A 22192-nucleotide genomic window follows, 5' to 3' on the forward strand; every position below is an offset into this window, starting at 1 on the left:
CTCTTATTCAGAAAGTAGATTATCACATTTTGGTATTAGTGGGATAGGTTCATGAGACTAAGCTGATATTTAGCAATAAATTTGGCATCAATTTAAATGCTAATACATTCTTTGAGGAATATATGACTCAACTCCACGAATTTCTACCACCTTCAGGGCGCTTGCTTTTGGGACAATATGAGCAAAAAATAGCTGGCTGCGCTTGCTTACGAAAGATTGGTGAAGATATTGGCGAAATTAAAAGAATGTATGTAAAACCAGAATTTCGTAGACAAGGAATTGGTCGGTCTTTATTAGAAGTTATCATTAATGAAGCTGCCTACATTGGTTACTCAAAGATACGTTTAGACAGTGCCCCTTTTGCAAAAGAAGCACACGCACTTTATCGTGTATTTGGCTTTCAGAATATTGAGCCATATTTGGAAAAAACCGAGATTCCTCTCGAACATCGAGCAAACTGGATTTTTATGGAATTAGTTTTAAAATAATCGATATCCGTTCTGAAACTTTGTCAGACTACACAGCAATAGCTGAGGTTAATAGACTAGCCTTTGGGCAGGAAAACGAGGCTAAACTTGTGGATAAAATTCGCCATTCTGACCGCTATATTCCAGATTTATCTCTGGTTGCAGAGGTTGAAAATGTTCTAGTCTGTCATATTTTATTCAGCTATATTGACCTGGTAAGTGAAGAAGCACTACAAGTAATTGGTTTAGCGCCTTTGGCAGTTCATCCACAGTTTCAAAGACAAGGAATTGGCAGCGCACTAATAAAAGCAGGGTTAGAAATAGCAGAAGCAAAGAAAGAAGCCATAGTAATTGTACTAGGTCATCCCCACTTCTATACTCGCTTTGGTTTTCAGCCTTCTGTTGTTTATGAAATCGAGTCTCCTTTTCCAGTACCAGAGGAATTTTTCATGGTGAAACCACTGCAAAACTATCAAAAGCAGTATAAAGGCAAGGTTGTTTATCCAAATACTTTTAGTGAAGTATATAGGACTAGTATTTGATTTTTGAAAAGATACGTAGGGTGTGTAGCTGCGAGAGTACGGCACTATCATCAAAGGTTTGGTGCGTTACGAACTGCGTTTTAACACACCCTACAATACCTAATTTTGTTCAAAAATCAAATATGATTCCTATAGTATAATACAGTTTATTTAAGTATTTCTTTTTTTCTTCTCTACGAGACGCTGCGTGTAGCTTGCTTCTTTGTAGGAGTACGCGATTGGTTATTACTCCTGACTTTTCACAGGATGTAAGAAGCGAGAATAGTTCGCAGGCACATTATTCGCAAACCCACTACTAATCTTTGTTGTATTTAGAAGTTTCTTCGATTAAATCTTTCAAACCCTGGTCTAAAGTTTTAATTGAACGATCTAATGCTTCGATTTTGGCTTTTAGAAAAATTTGTTCTACAGCATCCAGGTATGCTTGACTACCAGCTTTACCTAAATGCTTGTAACGAGAACTCTTTCCATCAGTCTTTGTTGGAAATATTGCTACACTAGCGTGTAATTTATAATACCAATATACAGACTTCCTGCCTTTAGCAAGATAGCGAACAATCCAACAGGAAGATGCAGCTACTTCTTCCGAAGCACTTGCACTTATTGCTTGGACTTCTTTCTCAAGATGCTCTTTAGCTTGAACTACGCAATTTATGCGTGCATATAAATCTTCTTGGGGCGAGGGTTTTGAGTTATTAGGCATAAAATAAAAATTCTACGGTTTGCGAATAATTTATACAAACTATTCTTGGCTTTACAAAGCTTTTAAACAATTAAAATTAAACCATTAATTTTAAAATGTAATAACCAATACAACAAAATGTAATAAATAATGCAACCAAATGTAGTAAAGAATACAACAAGCAAGTTTGGCACGAGGTTTCCAACTCTAACTAACCTCTTCACCAAACTTGTATCCTAATTATACTATTTTTTATATATTCTAAGTATTCTCCTAGCCACACTATTGCGCCTATTGTCCAATCAATAGTGAATTAACATTATTTTTGCTTTGGAGGTGTATTTTCAAGCAGCAGATACATCTGTAATTTATTTTACATTCAGGATGCAGCAATTTGTAGTTTAGTTCAATACAAATAAGTCATTCTTAATAGTTGATCGCTATAAATAAGTCATTCTTAATAGTTGTGCGGCAATCAAAGTCAAAAAACCTATTATCAAAGATATCTCTCACCCACCAAGCGATCGCTTTTTGCTTTGTAGCCCGATTTCAGAATTTGATAATACTCTTCTATCTGCCAACGATATGTATACCAACGGAGAATAGACAAATACTTTTTTGTATGATATAAGACTCGTTTATTAATACCTGAAATCAGAAAATCATTTTATCTATTTACGGTTCGCGAATGATATTCGCGAACCAATACTATTCTTAAAATTGCTTGAAAAGCGACTAAATATTATCCGCAGAAGTAGTAATGCTTCCATTGCAACTTCTTAATGATTTCTCTAATATCATATTGATAAACTTCTTGCAAATGTGAGCTAAAACGTCTCTATGACTAGGATACAGAGGATCTGAAAGTATCTAAAACTAGTCACAGCAAAATACTTTTCAAACAACCTCTAAAGACAAAATGAGGTAAATAGCTTGACAGGGCGAGCTTTTTTATGGATGATATGCAAAAAAATTATGTAAAACTACTATTTATTAATTTCTAATAGTGCTATTCTTTTTTTTGGCGCGAAAAAGCAATCGGTAGATTGTCCTCAGACAATAATCCTAAATAGGAAGTTAATCAAAAGTAAACAGGAAGTTAACAAGGGTAAAGTATGCTTAAAATTCGTGATTTAGACTGCCAGCAGAGTTATTTAAAATCTCTAAATGATGAGGAAGTCAAAAACTTAGTTGGAGGCGCTGGTACTACGATTTTGCTATTGACAAGTGGAACGATAGCTGTTTACGACGACACAGGAGCTAAGATAGACGCTAGTACTATTAGTTCTGCTGCAATAACAGCAGACGCTTTCGGTAAAAAAACAGTAACGGGTGGAACTTTAATTCAAGCAACAGTAAGACCAATCAAGAAAAAATAACACGACGTTAGCCTCAAATAGCTTTTTTCAAGTTTCGCAATAGAATTTAACCGAAGTACTCTGAGCATTAGAGTATGTTTGCAAATTCAAACATACTCTAAACTCGACAATTAAAAACCCGGTTTTCTTTATCCAGCAAAACCCCTGGCTTTTTGGCAAATACTTTTTCAACATCACAGATTACCGATGAAGTTAAAAAAGTAAAACTACTTTTGCACAAAGATTTCAGGGATAATATTCGCTTTGCTAAAAAATGGATAAAGTCGAGCTAACTCTATAAGTCAAATAAAATAACAATTCGCTTGTTTGGCACTTTGGCTTTAAGCACTTTTAGTTGAATAAGAATTCAGAAGTCATAATCAATTCATTTGGGGTTCAGATCCGCAACTAATTGTTGGCGTAGTGTCCCGTAGGGAAGACTACTAAATCTACAATTTTGTGGGAGTCTTAAACCCGCTTATTCAGATGTTCGCGGATTCGCTCTAAGCATATTCTTGCAAAAAAGCAAGCTACGCCTAGCGTCTCTAAGAGTTGCTATATCGTAAGCTTTACGCTGCGCTATCCGCTTTTTCGGTCAGAATACCCTTCTTGTATTCTGACCGGAGGCGGAGCGTCTCCGGCTCCGCTCCTGACTCCTGAATTATGTTTCGATAAATCATGATGCAGAAAGAGCTGGTGTTCAAGATAATTCCTTTAAAAGTGAATTATCAATCCAGTTCTAATTTGCATATTAATTATTCTAATAATTAAAAACTAAAACAACAATTTAGGTGGCGTTATACTCCATCTAAATTGTTGTTTTTTAGTAAAAATATCCAAGATAAATTTACAAAACTTAAGCAAAAAAGTATTGCAAAATTTTCTAAATTGTTTATAGTTATTTTGTTGAACAAATGCAGTTCAAATTTCAATTAATCTCTTTTGAATAGATAGAATCTATGGCTACGATAAAAATATCTGAATTGCAGCCAGAAAGCCAATTCGAGAAACTTTCTGATGCCGATTTACGGTTAGTTAATGGAGGAAACAGTGAGTTCCAATTTGTTTTAGTTGGAACTGCTGCTACCACAGGCATTAATATAGGGCCGGGAAGGATTACCAACGGTACTGACTCATTTTTTCAATTAAATGGAGGGGTCGGATCGCCACGTATCACCGCTTCTCTTTCGTCTGGTGCTTTCTCAAATTCTTCCCCTAATTAAAAATTATCAGGGAAAATTTTAGAGCGATAGCAAATAAGATACGTCAACGTACTACCAAGAAAACTCAAAGGGGAAATCATGGCTAATATCAAAATCGCTGAATTACAATCTAGCTTGCTTGAAAAAGTATCAGCTACAGATTTGGAGACTGTTCATGGTGGAGTTACACCACCTCCGACACCTGCACCTGGTATTCAAGTTACTGGATCAACTTCAGGAGTCGGCTTAGGTTTTGCTAATGGTGGAAGAACGTTTACCGCTACACAGAGTGATAGCTTCCTTGATGGTACACTAGGGGCTTTCGTTGTAAGGTTTGGAACACTAAGCCGGGGTGAGACTGCACCCAATTAAACAACTTAATGCTTTGGACATTACCTAAAGCTACATATTTAGGGCTGGAGTTAAAGTTTTACTCTAGCCCTTCATTTTTTAACGTCGTGCTTGTAATGTCGCTAATAGTGCGATGCTAGTATATGTTCATTTCAGTCAAGGCTTTGAAATTTTATTTAACGTAAATTTGACGGATCTAAAAAACCCCGCTTCCATTCCTTTCCCCCACTCTTCAAGAGGCTTTGAAACCATGATTTTCTCATTGTCAACGAAGAATATTTCTGCTCCTCTCTGCGTCGGAGAGGGGTTGGGGAGAGGTTCATCGAACTGACGTTTATTTAGATGTGTTTGCCCTAGTCTGATTTATATCTTGTGTAATTTTCACCTTGACCTGAAAAAACACGCTTTTAAACGAAAAGCTTAGGGTTTGAGGTTAAATCAATTGTATTTAATCTTATTTTTTGATGCTAATTCAACATGGGAATTAATTTCTTACAGAGTTATTTAAAAATCCAAAACTAATTATTTCTTTACACTATTTCAAATAGAGTGATGATAAAGTATAAAACATTGCTTTCCTCAAAAGATAATAATTAGCTCATACCTGATTTATTAAATGCTTCAGTTAATTAGCTGAACCTCACAAGAATATATAGAAGTTAACTTTGTAATCTAAACTTTCGTTCTCTAAAAATACTAGGAATTAAATTATGGGGGCTATCTTATATCCACTCTATACGGTAGCTAATTTGCTCTTAGCTACATGGAGCATAAGTTTATGGCAACACTCACACCATGCCAACATATTGTTGCTACTATTAGTGGTAGCTGGAATGACCTATGACAATCTGATTATTTCGCTAGGTCGTTTAATTAATGAAGGTAGTTTCCTAAAATTCCTTAATCGTCTGCGCTTCTTATTACATGATTTATTGATTCCATTGTTGGTGGTAGTAGCTATTAGACTAGCTAGTGCTGCTGGTGTATTCTGGGCAAGTAAACCGATTTTATTCTCTGGTTGCTGGACAATTACATTTGGTTTGATTGGATTGGGATTGTTTAGTAATCTTAAGCACTTGGAACTAGCACCAATAACTTTTGCTGGCAGTCTGCGATATAAACCTAAAAAAAGTCAAGCTCCAATTTTGACAATTTTAATTGCTTTGTTAGTTGGTGTGGCAGGATTCTACATTTGGCGTGAAATTCAATGGCCTTGGATGTTTGTGGGAACAGTGGTAATGTTGTTTGGCAATGCTTTACCGACAAAGTTTTTTGGTTCTCTAGTTGGTTCAGCAGTTGATTTTGTATTTATCTTAGCTCTGGTGACAACACATATCGTGTTGTCTTAGTTAGGGATAATTTCGCGCCTCTATGGGTATAAACTTTAGTTTAAAGCTTGTGGCAAGATGGGAATTCATTTCTAGAAGACGCTTTCATCGGTATAGTACAACGATCGCAAAACTAGAATTTTTTGATATTTTTTATATTTATGAAACGGATTTTTGCTCAGTTTAGCAAAGAACTAGTACAGTTTCAGCGCGATCGCCTGACATTAGCGTTAGCATTTATACTGCCATTTATAACGTTACTCATTTTTGGGTTTGCAATCCGGTTAGAAAGTAAAAATATTCCCTTAATCGTGCAAGATTTTAACCGCACAAACCTTAGCAATGGCTATATTGAGCGACTATACGCCACCAATCAGTTTATGCCCACCCAATGGTCGGGAAACGATCCGGTGCAGGATGCCATCGACCGTGGCATTGCTAAGGCAGCAGTCATTATCCCTCCTCAATTCAGCCGAGATGTGCAAGCTGGTAAAAATACTACGCTGCAAGTACTGATTGATGGTACAGATGTCAATAATGCTCGTGTCATAAAAAATAGCATTCAGAGAGTGACGAATTTTTTTATGCAGCAGCAAGGACTGATAACATCTAATAACAGCGTCACACCTCGAATTCGTTTATGGTTTAACCCCGGTCGGTTAGAGTCTCTGTATATTGTACCGGGAGTCTACGCTGTGGTTTTATGGATTTTTCCGTCTTTATTGACAGCGATCTCAATGGTGAGAGAAAAGGAGAAAGGCACCATCTTACAACTTTACGTTTCTAGTATAAGTGCAACTGAACTGTTACTTGGTAAAGGACTGGCTTACCTGCTGATAGCTATCCTTCAAGCATTCGTAGTCATGAGTCTAGGTTCGCTAATCTTCCAGGTTAGCTTAGTAGGCGATTTTATCACCTTGTTAATAGGAACTGTCCTTTTTCTTACAGACAGTGTTTTATTTGGTTTGCTATTTGGAGTACGAAGCAGTAACCAAAATGCTGCTGTACAAAGTGTCTCTGTGATCGGTTTTGTTACCTCTCTATTACTATCTGGTTTTATTTATCCTATTAGCAACATTCCTTTTCCCCTGTCACTTATGCCTAACATAATTCCCGCCCGCTATTTTATAGATATCACTCGTGATTCATTTGTTAGAGGTAGTGGATGGGCAGGAGTTTGGTTTGATCTAGTGGTACTAATTGTTTTTGGATTGGTGTTTTTTAATATAACGCGTCGTGCTTTAGGTAAGATGCAATTACCTTATTAAACTGTATTATTCTCAGATGTTGCAGCTACTAATCAATATGTTTTTTCCACGACTATTTAATAGTTCGTTTTGGGCATTACTTCGCAAAGAAATCAATCAAATCTTGCGAGATAAGCAGTTAATTATTCTGCTGATTGTACCACCAACGATGCAATTATTACTTTATGGATTTGCACTTAATCCCGATGTACATAATTTGAAATTGGGTGTCATTGATTATGCGAATGTAAGTGCTAGTCGCGAACTTGTTCATGCAATGACCTCTAATAGTATTTTTAGCATCGAATCTGTACCAACAAGTGAGAAAGATTTGAGCCGTCAAGTAGAAGAAGGTAAACTCAATCTAGGGGTGATTATTCCACCAGAATTTCCTAGAAAGCTAGCAACAAAAGAAGCTGAGATTCAAGTATTCATTGATGGAGTGGATGCAAACGCAGCAGGCATTGCCAGTGGCTACATGACTCAGATTATTCAAAATTATAATCGTAACTTTGGGCAAACCCAACTGAATTTTCCGATATCATTCCAAGTGGTGTTTTTGTATAATCCAGGACTAATAAGTAGCTGGTATTTTGTGCCGGGAGTTATGGGTTTAGTGTTAACGCTTGTTGGAACACTAGTTTCATCAGTCGTTGTTGTACGAGAGAAAGATAGCGGAACTTTGGAGCAATTACTTATGACACCAGCCGCAAACTGGGAAATTTTGCTTTCCAAAATTTTGCCTTTAGCGTTTTTGCTCATGGGAGATATTCTGCTAGCTTTGACTTTAGGACAACTGGTCTTTGGTTTACCGTTGCGTGGAAATTTTCTACTATTTTTTGGGCTGTCAATTATCTATCTGCTGGTTGGGATCAGTATAGGTATTATGTTGGCGATGTTTTCCAGTTCGCAACAACAGGTGGTATTGATGTCATTTTTCGTCAATATGCCGATATTGCAGACTTCTGGGGTGCTTGCCCCTATTGAAGCCATGCCTCCCTTTTTTCAAGTCTTATCTCTACTAAATCCCTTACGTCATTACATTGCGATTGTTCGAGGAATTTTACTTAAAGGGGTTGGTTTAAATGTGTTATGGATGCATATTCTGGCATTGCTTAGTATTGCTATTGTGTTATTAACTATTAGTCTTAGTAAGTTTCGCAATCAATTAAGTTAGAAAATGTCTGATACTAAGTCTTTTTGGGGATGGCAATTTATCGCGTCTTTGTGTAATATTGCAACAGTCAAGGTGGTTAGGACGTCAACAGACGATAAAACTTAGACACAAAAAGGCTTTTCACCCAGTCCCCAGTCCCCAGTCCCTTGCTATAAATTAGATTTTTCAAACAGCCTCTGAGTTAAGAGCGTTTAAAATTACTGGTGCTGAAACTACACCCTTTGCCTCTAACGCAGCCGCAACCCGTAAAATTAACGCTTCATTATATGGTGCTGCAATCAATTGCACACCTAAAGGTAATGTATTTTGGCACTGAATTGGTACTGATAAAACGGGTAAACCAATAAAAGATAATGGTTGAGTAAATAGCCCTAAATGAGGACGGACAAGAATTTCTTCGCCATCCAAAATTATGGTTTGTTGACCAATTAATGGTGCAGAAATTGGTGTAGTTGGGGCAAGAATTACATCGACATTTTGAAAAACTTCTCGAACGCGATCGCGATACCATCTTCTAAACCGTTGTGCTTTAAGATACCAGCTACTAGGAATTAACGCCCCAGCCAAAAAGCGATCGCGTGTAGCGAAATCAAAATCTTCAGGATGCAATCGCAATTTTTCCAAACGCAGATTTGCACCCTCGCTAGCTGTAATTACAAAAGCTGCTGCACGGGCGCGGTGTGCTTCTGGTATGATTACGTATTTAGTAACTTCTATTGCATCAGCTACTTTTTGCACTGCTGCTAAAGCTGCCGGTTCTGCACCTTTGGTAAAATAATCAGCTGCGATCGCAATTCTGATATCAGAAATATCTTGTTTGAGTTGCGGTAAACATAATTCAGGTAGACGCTTTGTACAAATGGGATCGCGATCGTCTTTTCCCTGAAGCACATCAAACACCGTAGCGATATCCTGCACCGAACGCGCAAAAGGGCCAATGTGGTCAAAACTGCTAGAAAATAAAGCTACCCCAGCACGAGATAATCTTCCATAAGTTGGCTTGAAACCAAAAACGCCACACAACGCCGCCGGAACGCGAATTGAACCATTAGTATCAGAACCCAATGTCAGCGGTACTAACCCCGCCGCAACCGCCGCCGCCGAACCACCCGATGAACCACCAGCAACTCGCTGTAAATCATGGGGGTTGTGAGTAGCACCGTAATGGGAGTTTTCTGTTACAAACCCATAAGCATACTCATCCATATTCAAAGCACCAAGCAAAACAGCACCCGCTTGCTTCAACTTTGCTACTGCGGTTGCATCTTGAGTAGCTTCTGGGTTTACTGCATTGATTTTCGATCCTGCTAGAGTCGTAAAACCAGCGATATCGAAGAGATTTTTCACCGCAAAAGGCACACCAGCAAGCACTCCAGGATGATTACCTTGGGCAATTTCCCTGTCAATCAGTGCTGCATCTGTTAAAGCTGTCTCAGCAGTTATAGTGGTAAAACAGTTGAATAGATGATTGTGCGTTGCTATTCGTGCTAACGCAGCTTTCGTAACCTCCACAGCGCTAGTTTTACCTTCGCGTACAGCAGTTGATATTGTTATGGCATCGGCTGAATCAAAATTCATGCTGAAATATTAAGAGATAGCGCGTTTAGCTTTTTGAGTAATAGCACTCAGCAATAGTTTTTGCTTCATTAAAACATCAACATAGCTATTCTTGAAGCAATTATGGTTCAAAAACTGGTGCAACTTCAATTTCCTCTGGTAAAGGGAAAGAATTTACCAGATTAGCGATCGCCCTAATTCTCTCAAAATTTGCCACCACACCATCTCGATACTCATCTTTTAACTGCAAATCCAACAAAAACCCCATTTGATCTACATATTCACTCACATCAAACTCTTCTCTTCTCATCTTTTTTCCTTTGCGGTAGCCTGCGGCAAGCCAAAGCGTTTACGTTATCTTAAACTTATAATTTCTGGCGACAACAGCGATACCCAGATAGTGACATACAATTTTGTCGGGAATGCAACGTCATTAATTTGGATTAATTTGGTTTTCCATAGTAGATTCCTTTACCGTCGGTGCCAATGAAGACTAGCCCAAATTGCTGTCTGCTAGCTTCCATCACGTTCGGGACATTGCCGATGGGATATAGAGGATTAGAGATGTTTGTCCATGTTTGCCCTCTATCCAAAGAACGGAAAATTCCTTTTCCCATACCAATGATTTTGCCATATAAATATAGTGCTGGAATTGTACTTCCTGTTTGTGGTTTGCCAAAGGCAAATAAATAAGCTTTCTCCACACCAGCTATTTTGTCAAACTTCGTACCACCGTTTGTTGAATGATAAAGCCCATTTGAATTGAGACTTATCCAAACTTCGTTACTCACCCCCGGAACTGTTTTGAGCATAGACCAATCTTCGCTAGGAAGTGTTGAGTTGACAATACTGAAGTATGCAGCTCCATCCTTACTGCGGTAGACTTTGCCATCGTTGTAGTAGTAAAAAATATTGCCATTTACTTTGTCTGATGCCAATGGTTGACCCCAGTACCACGGCCCCTTGGGCCCATTGGGTAAACCTGATACTCCACTCCAAGTAGCTCCACCGTTAGTTGTGCGTATAGGTTGTTTCTCGCTGGCGATCGCTACAAACAAACTTGGATTAGTTGCAGACATAGCTACCCGTAGTGGCATAATGTTCTGCGGAAAAGAAGAAAAGTTCTTCCAGGTATGTCCGCCATCTGTGGAAGTTCCTCCTGTAAAAGTATTGAACCCTCGATGTCCGCCAACGCGTACCATACGTAAGGGATCTTTTTCACTGTAGGCAATACTGTATGTTTCTTGATACCAAGGGCCGTTACTACCACCCAATTGAGTAGATGGGTAAGTATCTAATTTCTGGCCGTGGTTAAAGCCTTCTACATCAGCCACACCGCTTAACAATAGTGAGCCTTTTGGAGGTGAGATGAGTTCAAAAGCTACTGTTTCCTCATGTCCTTTTTCGTAGTTAGACCACATAGGCTTGTTAGCATTGATATTGTCTGCCTGCCAGGTTCCGAACCAGTCTGTTAACCAAACTTTGCCAGCAATATTTGGGTCAAATTCAATCGCTGAGGCCGCAGAAGCAAAATACCAGTTTGGCCACCAAGGTACTTGAGGATTCAATGAATGGCTTTTCTGTTGCCATGTAGTTCCACCATCGGTAGATTGAAAGACTCTAGAGTAATTAGTAGTTTCATGGTATTGGTCATAAGTAACTAAAACGTGATTAGAGTTATTGGGATCTACAGAAAGCCCATTAAATGAAATAGTTTTGATGTTAGTTGGCGTAATATTGCTCCAAGCCCCATTTGCATATTTGCTAACTCCTGAAGTGTGCGTTACATACAGTACTCCATTGCTATTAAGCACCATTCGATTTACTTTTGATGGGCTTCCGGCTATTCTGTTCCAGGTAACACCTGTATCGGTAGACTTATATATTCCGTCTCCATAGGCATTTGCATAAACCAAGCCAGCATTCTTTTTGCTAAACAAAATTCCTGTAATACCAATGGATGCATTAGGTTTTCCTGAGAAAGAACTTACTTTTTTCCATGTTTGACCAGCATTCGCCGACTTCCATAGCCCATCCAAACGCGAACCAAAGAAGATGATATTAGGATTAAATGGATTAACTCCCAGCCTTTCCCCCGTCCATCGCTTAGTTTCGTTGCCACCCATTGGCAAATCTATGTTCAGTTTGTTCCAGGTTTGACCTTTATTGGTCGATTTGAAGATTGTTCCTAAGCCAGCCTTAGTATATTTGCCTGCTGCAATATAGACAACATTTGGATTGTTAGGGTCAAGCGCTAATCCTTCTCCGCCATAGTAGTTACTTTTATCAGACCCAAAGTGATCTATTAATGGAATCCATCTTTTCTCTAACGAATTCCAACGATAGAAGCCACCTATATCGGTTCTAATGTAGGCTAAATTCTTCTCTAAAGGATGCAGATAAATATTAGTAACATAGCCTCCTCCTCCTATAGAGACTTGATTCCATTGATACTCAGATGTAGTACTACTGCGACTAGGTTCAACAGTTGTAAGTGCTACAGTCGTAGCTAGAGCGAGCATAGAAAAGCGGATTATTTTCCTTAAAGGAATATGGAAAAAGCGAATGCTCATATAGTCTCATTGGTAAAGGAATCAATTTAGAGATAATACTTAGTAAATTAAACTAAGCAGTATAAAATTAAGTGAAAATGCGGTATGCATTCTCCCTTAGTTAGAAAATGACGTAATGATTGCTAATAGATGATTGTTGATATAAATGTTTTGGCAAAATAAAAATACTTTGTCAATATTTTTATGAAATTTATGTATAATTTGTTATAACTACTTAGAATTTTATTTAATTGAATACGAAGGTTTATACTGGTACTTATTAGTATAAAAAAATACTAAAAATTATTTTGTATTTACACCATAAGAATAAGTTTCCTTGGTTATTACAGCACCGACATTGATTTGGGATGAAAATGAAATCAGACGACTTGCATCAAAATATTTAGAAGTTCGCGTAAAGGCACAAAAAAGACCCTAAAAGATGGCTCCTGCCAGTTATAGAAAATCTTACATTCTTCCAGCAATTTAATTAAGTATTTTTTGAAAGATGAAAAATCCCTCTAAAGTCAGAGATATATTCTGTGCTGTGGTAGAGGATTTTTTGATTCTACTTCAGTATCTTAGTATATGAACAAATTTTCCTGTTCTTTACTCAACTGAGTCTCTTTAGCTAGAGAGATAAACAGTTTTAAAAATGATATTTACAGCAGATAAATAATCTAGAATAACAATAAAAAACATGAATGACAAAAACAAAACTGAGACTAATAATAATTTAAGTCGGGATAGAAAAGTGGATGAAACTAATATAAATTCATTATCTAATGAACCTCAAAAGTCAACGAAAACAATTAATGTAGATGGTCATCGTCCAGTCGATCCAAGTAACATTCAGATTAAGGAAACAATTGATATAGATGGTCAACGCCCAATTGCAAAAGATAAAAATTATAGCGATCAAACAATTGACATAGACGGTCAACGCCCGATCGCTAAGAGTAATTTTGAAGAACATGAGATGCTACCTGTAGACGGTGAGCGTCCAATTGACCCTAGTAATTTTGAAGTTGAGGAAATTCTTGACATAGATGGTCAACGTCCGATCGCTAAGAGTAAATTTAAAGCTAAAGATACTATAGAGATAGATGGTAGCCGCCCGATAGCTTCAAATAACCAATAGCTTTAAATAACACTGTTGATTCGTAAATACCAACAGAATATGTAGACTAAAATCACAACCTTTCTTGACCAAAAGGATGGGATAATTAGACGTGACTTAAAAATAGGGACTGGGAACTTGGGAACTGGGGACTGGGGACTGGAAACTGGCGAAGAGATATTTTTATTGTTCCTTGTAAGTTCCACTCATGGAGTCTCTTACAAAAGTGACTTTTGCTTTCCGGTTGGGGAAAGGGACTCATGTCAAAGGGTAAGAGGAAATTCCATCCCTTTCCCCTTTACCCCTTACCGAATGGCACTAAGATATCAGCAAATCCAGTATTCATAAGACTTTTGGGTGTCGGGTGTCGGGTGTCGGGTGTAGTGACGAAAAAGTTTATTAATGTTCGCACTTGTTGTTCATTTTCTTGATTTGTTCCCTACACCCGACACCCTACCCCCTACACCCTGCCCTGACTAGGTTTCACGTTTTCTTAGTGCCATTCACCCCTTACCCTTTGCCCTACAAATGCCAAAAAGTCTATTTATTATTTATGCTTGCTGTAGTGATTTTCGGTCTGACTATAACAATAAATCCAAGCAAAGTAAAAACTAACATCTGCCAAGTCACCAAATTCCAGCCCCCAAAATCCCAGCATAATAGACCAATACTAGTACCGACAGCACCACCGATAAAATAGGTAGTCATGTACACTGTATTGATGCGACTGTTCGATTGAGCATCAAGAGTGTATATTCTTGCCACATTGGTGACTTGAATTGCTTGTACGCCTACATCTAGTAACAATACAGCAACAGCGATCGCCAGCGCTGAACTAGAAGCAATTTTAGCAATTACTAAACTTGCAATCACCAAAGATACAGATATAGTTAAGGAACGTTGGGAATTACCTTTATCGGCTAATTTACCAAAAATTGGTGCCATTAATGCACCTGCGATCGCCACAAAGCCATACATCCCAATTGTGTCAGATTGAAAATTAAAAGGTGCTCCGCTTAAATGGAAAGTCAACGTTGTCCAAAATGAGCAAAAGACACCAAACATTAATCCTCCAATTAAAGATGCTTCTCTCAATAAAGAAAAACGTTTTAATTGTTGAAGCGTTGATTTTAATAAATCAAAATAATTACCAGTGTATTCATTATTCACATTAGGTAAATAAATTTTTAGCAAGACAGTAACAATTAAAATCATTACTCCTGAAAATCCATATACATAACGCCAACTCAAGCTTTCAGCAATATATCCACTAAAAACCCTTGCTCCTAAAACTCCAATCAATATACCAGTAAAAATACTGCCGACAGTTTGACCTGTAGTTACTCTATCTATACTTGCTGCTAAGGGCAGAATAACCTGAGCGGAGACTGTTGTAATTCCAATTGCTATGCTCAATATCCAAACCTGGACGATATTTTGTGAAAACGTCATCGCTATCAACAAACAAAACAAACATATAAGTAAGGAAAGAATTAATGTTTTTTTGTTGATTTTATCGCCCAAGGGGATTAAAAAGAAAAGTCCAAAACCGTAACCAACTTGCGAAAGCACAGATATGCTACCCGCTTCACTTTCGCTAACTTGAAAAGAAGATGCAATATCTTTGAGAATTGGCTGATTATAATAAACGTTAGCAACACACACCCCAGATGCGATCGCCATAATCAGTACTTGAAATTTAGTTAATCCGTTATTTGAGATTTGTTTGTTCATTCAACCTAATTCACTATAATTTAGTTGCTTGAGGACTTTTGCCTTTAACTGCATCTCTTGTTTATCAAAACAGAATTCTGACTCCTGTTAGCGGTAGCGGGGCGTTTAGCCCATTCTGACTCCTGACTTCTTCAATAGTTATTAGTTTTCCTGGTGCTAAACCGCCAAGTTAGGATGATTGCAGCGCTGGCTAAACCAATAGCCAATCCCCACCAAAGACCAATAGCTCCAGACCCCAACGAGATCCCAAAAGTATAACCAGTGAATAAACCAACACACCAATAAGCAAAAAAGCCAATCAACATCGGGATTCGGGTGTCTTTGAGTCCGCGTAATGCTCCAGCAGCAGTAACTTGCACGCCGTCAACTATTTGAAAAATGGCCGCGACTGCTAGCAATTTCACCGCGAGGGCAACCACATCTGCATTGTTCTGATTGTTGATATCGATATAAAGAGAAATAATCGACTTTGGTACTAGCCAAAATGCAAGGGCTACTACACCCATAGCTAAAGCTGCAATGGCAATGCCTACATATCCAGCTAGACGAGTGCCAACTAAGTCATTCTGTCCGGCTAACTGTCCAACACGAACTGTTGTCGCTAGAGAAATGCCTACTGCCATCTGGAATGACATCGAAATTGTTTGTAAAGCAATTTGATGAGCAGCCAGGGCATTGGTTCCCAATTGTCCAATCAACAAAGTGACAACGGTGAATAGTCCGCCTTCGACCGCAATCAGCCCCCCGATGGGCAATCCAACTTGAAAAATCTCGCCAACGATCCGGCGATGCTCTAGAGGAAAGGCTTCTTGAGACGAAGGTCGAAAAATACCGTAAACTGCAAAGCGAGGCTGATTGTATATATAAACTGCCAAAGTAATAAACATACTCCAAAGTGAAAGCGTGCTTGCCCAACCAATACCAGCTAAACCCAAGGCCGGGAATCCTAGTTTGCCAAACATCAGCACATAGTTAGCTGTAATGTTGAACAGAGTACCCAAGACCACTGTCACTATGATTAATTGCGGTTGCAATAGAGCAGAAAGAAAACTTTTAAGTACTGCAAAGCCCAAACCAGGAATAAAACCCAGTGCGATCGCTCTTAAAAAAATCTCTGTTAGTGCTACTGTGTTAGCATCCTGTCCTAGTAAAAGTAGTAAAGCACCTCCATTGTAAAGCAGCAATGTAATTGGTATTCCTAGCACCAGAGATATCCCTAGTCCAAGCCGGACAATTGTGCCAACTTTTTCTTTATTTCCGGCACCGTATGCTTGGGCAGCTAACGGACTGACAGCAGAAACGATACCACTAAAAATCAACAGAGAAAAAGTAAAGATAATAGTTCCCAAACCTCCAGATGCAATGGTTTGACTTCCCAACCAGCCCATCATGACCGTATCGACAAAACCAGTTGCAGATTGAGCCACTTGTGCCGCTGCCAAAGGTACGGCTAACATGAGACATTTTTTAACTTCAGAAAACATATACAACTGATAACCCGATGTGAAGAACAAAGGGTTTTTTCCAAATTTAAACCCATGTTCAGGAGATATTGCTCCTGGGAACTTGAATCTATCTTAATAGAGTCAGAGGATTACCGTCACAGTGGTTAGCAGAGGGTTCGGCAGGAAAGATTTAACAAAAGATGAATTGCAAGCAGGTAACGACTAAATTTTCCGTATAGACCATCATTAGTCCAGAAGTGTTTCTAAGGACAAAGGACTTTTGACTAAGGACAACCCTCACTAGTTAATATGCAATTTTCTTTGCGTAATACCTTACCAGCTTTGAGTGTCACAAATAATTTCAATGTTTTGGCAATCATCTTGAAGCTACGTTAAAGTAAGCAGTTGGAGTTAAGAATGGATTTATATGCGCTTACCAATTGCAATTAGTGCTGTTTTAGTGGCATCTTTAGGTTTTAGTGCACCTGTAATATCTCAACCTCCTCCTATACAGGTAGCCACAACCCCCGCGCCTAGTAGTTTAAACTTAGAACAATTTAAGATTAATTACCGATTATGGAAACGGCAAAAAATCTCTAACTATCACTATGAATTCACTAGAAGTTGCAATTGTTTACCTAAAGCCACAGAACCAGTGATTATTAAAGTACGTAATCGAGTCACAAGTTCTATTACTTATAAAGCAACTCAAAAGCCGGCTGAGGCAGAGTTGTTTAAACAATATAATACAATTCCTAAACTCTTTGATATCATTAGGGATGCGCTGATTCGTAAAGCAGCAAACTTGACTGTACAATACGATCCAACACTTGGTTATCCAACTCAAATTAACATTGATTATAATAGCCAGATCGCTGATGATGAAATATTTTTGACAATTAGCAATCTGCAAAAAACTAATTAACTATAGCTAAGGAGAGCATTAGACTTCTTGGCATTTGTGGGGGATAAGGGGCGGGGGTCAAGGGGAAAGGAATAGAATTAATTTCCATTTACCCTTTAACCTTTAACCTTTCTCCGACATCTTGCAAAATTTACTTTTGCAAGATGTCTATTGACGATCCGAACAGCGTATTTATGACGTTAGCTCTATAAAGGTTTAGGATAGCGAATGCACTGTTGGGCTGAAGCATTTAAAGTCTTTCAATAACACCATCGCCACTCATCATTCTTGCGACTTCATCCATAATTTCTTTACTCGTATAGTCTGGCTTAGATGGATCTATTGGTTTTAACGGACGAAAAATAGCTAGCTGAGATTTTGGAGTCAGCATTTGTTGTAATTCGCTTTCACGTATACCAATTTTTTCTTCAAACATCAGTTCAGCACCATGTTCTAATTCATCATGAATTACATCAAGATGCCGTAAGCCTCTATAAGTAAAAATTACAGTTTGATTTTTGGGGTTGAGATATGTGTCGTTACTCTGATAACCAAGTTCTTCGGCTTTCTCAAAAGCATCTTCTGGTGAAGAAGCACGGACAAGAACAATATTTACATGAATAACATTATGTGGATTTCCCTCAACGTTACACTCGATTACCAATTCAGCGATATACCACTCTGCATCCTTTGGAATGTATGTCATTGCTTATAAAAATTAAAACTTTTACTAATAATGCTCAAGCAACTATATTAAGCGATACAACATTGTACTTTATCTGAATGGGAACTGCTATATGTACTTGCAATTACATTTGCGTTCCTCAAGTTTGTGAATTTTGAACTATATAATTACTAAACTTAAGTATTAAATAAAATTATTACCAATAGTTTAGGAAAAGCAAAGACGTGAACCGTTTCAAAAAGCTATCCTCAATTGTGTTCCTGTTATTAGCCTTCATTTATCCACCTACTTTGGTTGAAGCCAAAGAGAACACTCTCAACAATATTTTCAATGAACAGAGTATCGATGCACAGACAAAATTAGTTGGAGAGCAAAGTGAAGAGTTTTTGTTAGCTCACCGACGGACTCGACGACGTTATCATAGACGGCAACGGACTGGAAACTATTACTATCAACGCCAATGGAATCGACGACATTATTATAGACGGCACTATCGCTCTATACGTTATCACGGACAACGATATCGTCATGGAGAATGGGAACTTGTGCGCGATCGCCACGGACGATTAATGTATGATTGGCAGCGTTAATAGTAAATTTAAACTCAATTTTTCTAGAGAATCTTTATGCGTAAATCCTAACGCAAAACCCAAAAACTTTACTCAGTTTTGAATCGTTTCACGGGTTGGCGGAATATCTGTGATGTTAATAAACTTATGATCAATGTTGTTCTATCTGATGCGATAAATGATTACAAAGACGCGATAAATCGCCGTCTCTACAAAAGAATTATTATTGTCGAAACGGCGATTCATCATGTCTCTTACTTTAACCGAACAGTATTGAGAGTTGGCTAATAGCCTATATACCTAGAATTTCACCCCTAAATCACAGAGGACAACTTGAACACAATATTTTTGAAGCGAGAATAGTTCTCCAATAATTCTAAGTATAAAACATTATAAATAACTGTACCCCTACTGCACATATCTATCTTTAGGCATATAAAAATTTCATTCTGATTTCATTTTTTTAGTAAAAGCTATGAATAGGGTGAACGGTAAGACATTTTAGACATTTATATACCTTCATTGATGACAAGCGATCGCTAAAAATATGTTAGTCAAGGGTAAAATTCTCTGGTTGAGGCTTTGGCGTCAGTTGCTTCGACCCAAACGGTTGGCTTTTGTGGAAGCTTGCCTGATTGGTCTAGTTTCTGGGTTAGCGGCAGTTCTATTAGGACAGGCAGTGGATTGGGCAGGTGCATTGCGAGTGCATCTTTCTTACCTTTTACCTGCCTACTTGGTGCTACCAGGTGTTGGATTAATAGGGGGATTTTTAGCTGGTTGGCTAGTAGAGCGCTTCGCACCGGAAGCATCAGGTAGTGGGATGTCTGAAGTCAAAGCCGTATTGGCTCGCGTGCCAATGCCATTAAATCTACGGATTGCTTTGGTTAAGTTAATCGGCGCTACATTAGTGTTGGGTTCGGGAATGCCTTTAGGACGGGAAGGGCCGACTGTGCAAATTGGGGCAGCCTTGGCAAATCAACTTAGTAACTGGGCACCGACTTCACCAGAGCATCGTCGCCAACTCATCGCTGCCGGAGCCGGGGCTGGGTTAGCTGCGGCTTTTAATGCACCGATTGCAGGTGTGCTTTTTGTAGTAGAAGAATTACTCCAAGATGTATCAGGTATTACTCTTGGTACTGCAATTTTGGCTTCTTTCATCGCTTCAGTCATTTCTCGGCTCTATGGTAGTCACAGCCTGGATCTGAATCATCTAAATTTAGGTCTTCCCGATACAACTTTCTTCGCTCAAGAAATCCCTTTCTACTTGATTTTAGGAGTACTGGCGGGACTTCTAGGCATTCTATTTAATAAAGGTATTCTTGAGAGTCTAGCAATTAACCGCCGCCTGCTAAGGTTGAGTTTATCCTGGCGAATTGGAATCGCTGGGTTAGTTAGTGGTGCGGCGATCGCTTTTTTACCTGCTGTCTTTCGCGATCATGCTGGGCTGAGAGAAATTTTGCTTGTGGGCAGTGCTAATTGGTCATTTGCCGCGATCGCTTTTTTAGTTCAGTTTACCCTAATTATTTTTACTTACGGCTCTGGAGCGCCAGGAGGTTTACTAGTTCCTACCTTAGCCTTGGGCGCTGCCCTTGGTTACTTAGTGGGTGCTGTGGAACACAGTTTACTGGGAATGAGTGCTGCCACAGTCTATGCTCATGTCGGCATGGCTGCCTTTTTTAGCGCCGTCTCCAAAGTACCAATTACCGCAGTCGTCATTGTATTTGAGATGACAACAGATTTCAATCTGGTGCTACCGCTCATGATTGCGTCTGTGGTTGCCTATTTAGTAGCGGAAAAAATCGATCGGCGATCGCTCTACGACCTTTTACTAGAGTGGAAAGGAATTCACATCACCAAGGAGCCTAGCACAGAGGGGCTTCTGGCACAACTGAGTGCCGTAGATGTGATGCAACGACGCGTGGAAACTCTCTCTAGCCAAATGAGTACTGATGAAGCAGTACAGGCATTTTCCGACTCTCGCCATCGCAACTTCCCAGTTTTAGAGAATGGTAAAGTTGTTGGTATTGTAACTCAGGAAGATTTAGTTAGTATTGCTTCGCAACAGTCAGGCAAAGATACAACTATCGGCGAGATTATGACACCAGAGCCAGTGACAGTAAATCCCACAGCAACACTGGCTCATGTACTGCATATACTCAATCGTTATCACCTCAGCTGCTTACCCGTTACAGAAAATCGCAAGCTCATAGGAATTATTACTCGTAGTGATATTATCCGTGTAGAAGCAGAGCGACTCAGTGGTAACGAACAAATAGAACGTAAATCAGCACCTTCTTATGTGGTTTACCAAACTCACGCTCCGGCTACAGGCAAAGGAAGATTGTTAGTACCACTTTCACATCCCCAGACAGCCGAGACTTTATTAGACATGGCAGTTGCGATCGCCAAAGATCGCAATTACGAAATAGAATGCTTACAAGTGATTATCGTTTCGTCTAGCCGCATCCCATCGGAAACACCAGTGCAAATCAGCAAAAGTCTTCAACTTTTGCAACGGGCAATACTTTTAGGAGAAGAGTGGCGGATTCCCGTTCATACCGAGATCCGAGTTGCCCATAATGTTGCTGGGGCAATTTTGGAGACTGTCAAAGAACGACACATTGACTTGGTGCTGATGGGATGGAAAGGCAATACATCAACTCCTGGTAGAGTTTTTAGCCGAGTGGTGGATACCATAATTCGACAGGCAGGTTGTGATGTTATCTTGGCTAAATTAGATGATAAAAGATCCTTCGACCGTTGGTTGTTGCCAATGGCAGGCGGCCCTAACTCCAGCCAAGCAATTAAGTTATTACCGGCTCTTGCTTCTTTAAGTACATCACCCCAAATCAAGCTATGCCAAGTTTTCCAGCCGACTAACTCGATTCCTGACACAACATTATTAGATAAATCTGCTCGCTTTCTGCAACGCCGAGTTAGTGGTAAAGTGATGGCCACTCCCGTTCGTGCCAATTCTGTTTCTGAAGCTGTTCTTAATTGTGCAAAACTTGACAACAGTGATGTGATTGTCTTGGGAGCTAGCCGTGAAAGTCTACTGCAACAAGCGATTCAAGGAAATATTGCCGAGAATATTTCTCGCAAGAGTAATTGTACAGTGATTATGGTCAAAACTTAATGTCGAATTACCCCCCTTAATCCCCCCGATGCATTGGCTACGGTGTACACACAAGTTGAATTACCCCCCTCAATCCCCCCGATGCATTAGACTTATCCGAAAATGGTAAATGTATACGGCAAAGGAATTTCAGCGA

Annotated in this window: 20 protein-coding genes; 13 read left to right on the forward strand and 7 right to left on the reverse strand. The window is 39.0% G+C overall.

The genetic code is table 11. The features are described from left to right. The first annotated feature begins 86 nt into the window (after positions 1-86). Both RMX89_RS32460 and RMX89_RS32465 read left to right on the forward strand, forming a co-directional pair. Positions 87-488: a GNAT family N-acetyltransferase gene (locus tag RMX89_RS32460; RefSeq protein ID WP_322684664.1), complete on the forward strand. Its 402-nt coding sequence runs from the start codon at positions 87-89 to the stop codon at positions 486-488. Continuing rightward, positions 488-1009, forward strand: a complete 522-nt coding sequence (locus RMX89_RS32465; RefSeq protein ID WP_322684665.1) for an N-acetyltransferase — start codon at positions 488-490, stop codon at positions 1007-1009. Before RMX89_RS32460 ends, RMX89_RS32465 begins: the two co-directional genes overlap by 1 nt. 295 nt (positions 1010-1304) lie before the next feature. On the opposite strand, the gene RMX89_RS32470 is transcribed toward RMX89_RS32465, so the two are convergent. Continuing rightward, positions 1305-1712 (reverse strand): hypothetical protein, encoded by a 408-nt coding sequence (locus tag RMX89_RS32470; protein WP_322684631.1) that lies wholly within the window; start codon positions 1710-1712, stop codon positions 1305-1307. 1094 nt (positions 1713-2806) lie between these two features. Here RMX89_RS32470 and RMX89_RS32475 point away from each other — a divergent pair. From RMX89_RS32475 to RMX89_RS32500, 6 genes are all read left to right on the forward strand, one after another. Next, on the forward strand, positions 2807-3070 hold the full coding sequence (locus RMX89_RS32475) for a hypothetical protein (protein WP_322691848.1): 264 nt from the start codon (positions 2807-2809) through the stop codon (positions 3068-3070). A 938-nt stretch (positions 3071-4008) separates the two neighbouring features. Further along, on the forward strand, positions 4009-4272 hold the full coding sequence (locus RMX89_RS32480) for a hypothetical protein (protein ID WP_322691849.1): 264 nt from the start codon (positions 4009-4011) through the stop codon (positions 4270-4272). A 78-nt stretch (positions 4273-4350) separates the two neighbouring features. Next, entirely contained in the window at positions 4351-4623 is a 273-nt protein-coding gene (locus RMX89_RS32485) for a hypothetical protein (RefSeq protein ID WP_322691850.1), read from the forward strand. Positions 4624-5312: 689 nt separating this feature from the next. After that, complete coding sequence (locus RMX89_RS32490; protein WP_322691851.1) at positions 5313-5951, forward strand: hypothetical protein; 639 nt, start codon at positions 5313-5315, stop codon at positions 5949-5951. A gap of 140 nt (positions 5952-6091) precedes the next feature. Further along, positions 6092-7198, forward strand: coding sequence for an ABC transporter permease (locus tag RMX89_RS32495; protein WP_322691852.1), 1107 nt, complete (start codon positions 6092-6094; stop codon positions 7196-7198). 37 nt (positions 7199-7235) lie between these two features. Beyond that, a complete protein-coding gene (locus tag RMX89_RS32500) occupies positions 7236-8354 on the forward strand; it encodes an ABC transporter permease (RefSeq protein ID WP_322684637.1) in 1119 nt (372 codons plus the stop codon). Between the two features lie 165 nt (positions 8355-8519). On the opposite strand, the gene RMX89_RS32505 is transcribed toward RMX89_RS32500, so the two are convergent. The 3 genes from RMX89_RS32505 to RMX89_RS32515 all read right to left on the reverse strand — a co-directional run bounded on the left by RMX89_RS32505 (position 8520) and on the right by RMX89_RS32515 (position 12484). Beyond that, positions 8520-9932: an AtzE family amidohydrolase gene (locus tag RMX89_RS32505; RefSeq protein ID WP_322691853.1), complete on the reverse strand. Its 1413-nt coding sequence runs from the start codon at positions 9930-9932 to the stop codon at positions 8520-8522. Between the two features lie 100 nt (positions 9933-10032). Then, positions 10033-10221 (reverse strand): DUF4089 domain-containing protein, encoded by a 189-nt coding sequence (locus tag RMX89_RS32510; protein WP_322675452.1) that lies wholly within the window; start codon positions 10219-10221, stop codon positions 10033-10035. Positions 10222-10354: 133 nt separating this feature from the next. Then, complete coding sequence (locus RMX89_RS32515; RefSeq protein WP_322691854.1) at positions 10355-12484, reverse strand: hypothetical protein; 2130 nt, start codon at positions 12482-12484, stop codon at positions 10355-10357. Positions 12485-13163: 679 nt separating this feature from the next. Here RMX89_RS32515 and RMX89_RS32520 point away from each other — a divergent pair. After that, on the forward strand, positions 13164-13604 hold the full coding sequence (locus tag RMX89_RS32520; RefSeq protein WP_322691855.1) for a hypothetical protein: 441 nt from the start codon (positions 13164-13166) through the stop codon (positions 13602-13604). Between the two features lie 519 nt (positions 13605-14123). Here the strand turns inward: RMX89_RS32520 and RMX89_RS32525 are convergent. Both RMX89_RS32525 and RMX89_RS32530 read right to left on the reverse strand, forming a co-directional pair. Then, entirely contained in the window at positions 14124-15317 is a 1194-nt protein-coding gene (locus RMX89_RS32525) for an MFS transporter (protein WP_322691856.1), read from the reverse strand. A gap of 131 nt (positions 15318-15448) precedes the next feature. Next, on the reverse strand, positions 15449-16774 hold the full coding sequence (locus tag RMX89_RS32530; RefSeq protein WP_322675456.1) for an MATE family efflux transporter: 1326 nt from the start codon (positions 16772-16774) through the stop codon (positions 15449-15451). A 415-nt stretch (positions 16775-17189) separates the two neighbouring features. Here RMX89_RS32530 and RMX89_RS32535 point away from each other — a divergent pair, with 415 nt between their 5' ends. Further along, positions 17190-17687, forward strand: a complete 498-nt coding sequence (locus tag RMX89_RS32535) for a DUF6174 domain-containing protein (RefSeq protein WP_322675457.1) — start codon at positions 17190-17192, stop codon at positions 17685-17687. Between the two features lie 229 nt (positions 17688-17916). Here the strand turns inward: RMX89_RS32535 and RMX89_RS32540 are convergent, their stop codons facing one another. Beyond that, positions 17917-18372, reverse strand: a complete 456-nt coding sequence (locus RMX89_RS32540; RefSeq protein ID WP_322675458.1) for a DUF4288 domain-containing protein — start codon at positions 18370-18372, stop codon at positions 17917-17919. 203 nt (positions 18373-18575) lie between these two features. On the opposite strand from RMX89_RS32540, the gene RMX89_RS32545 reads away from it, so the two are divergent. The 3 genes from RMX89_RS32545 (at position 18576) to RMX89_RS32555 (ending at position 22056) form a co-directional block, all read left to right on the forward strand. Then, positions 18576-18941, forward strand: a complete 366-nt coding sequence (locus RMX89_RS32545; RefSeq protein ID WP_322675459.1) for a hypothetical protein — start codon at positions 18576-18578, stop codon at positions 18939-18941. Between the two features lie 126 nt (positions 18942-19067). Then, positions 19068-19208: a hypothetical protein gene (locus RMX89_RS32550; RefSeq protein WP_322691857.1), complete on the forward strand. Its 141-nt coding sequence runs from the start codon at positions 19068-19070 to the stop codon at positions 19206-19208. A gap of 259 nt (positions 19209-19467) precedes the next feature. Then, complete coding sequence (locus RMX89_RS32555) at positions 19468-22056, forward strand: chloride channel protein (protein ID WP_322691858.1); 2589 nt, start codon at positions 19468-19470, stop codon at positions 22054-22056. Positions 22057-22192 lie beyond the last annotated feature (136 nt).

The organism is Nostoc sp. DedSLP04 (assembly GCF_034530775.1).
In the GTDB taxonomy this organism is placed as follows: domain Bacteria; phylum Cyanobacteriota; class Cyanobacteriia; order Cyanobacteriales; family Nostocaceae; genus Nostoc.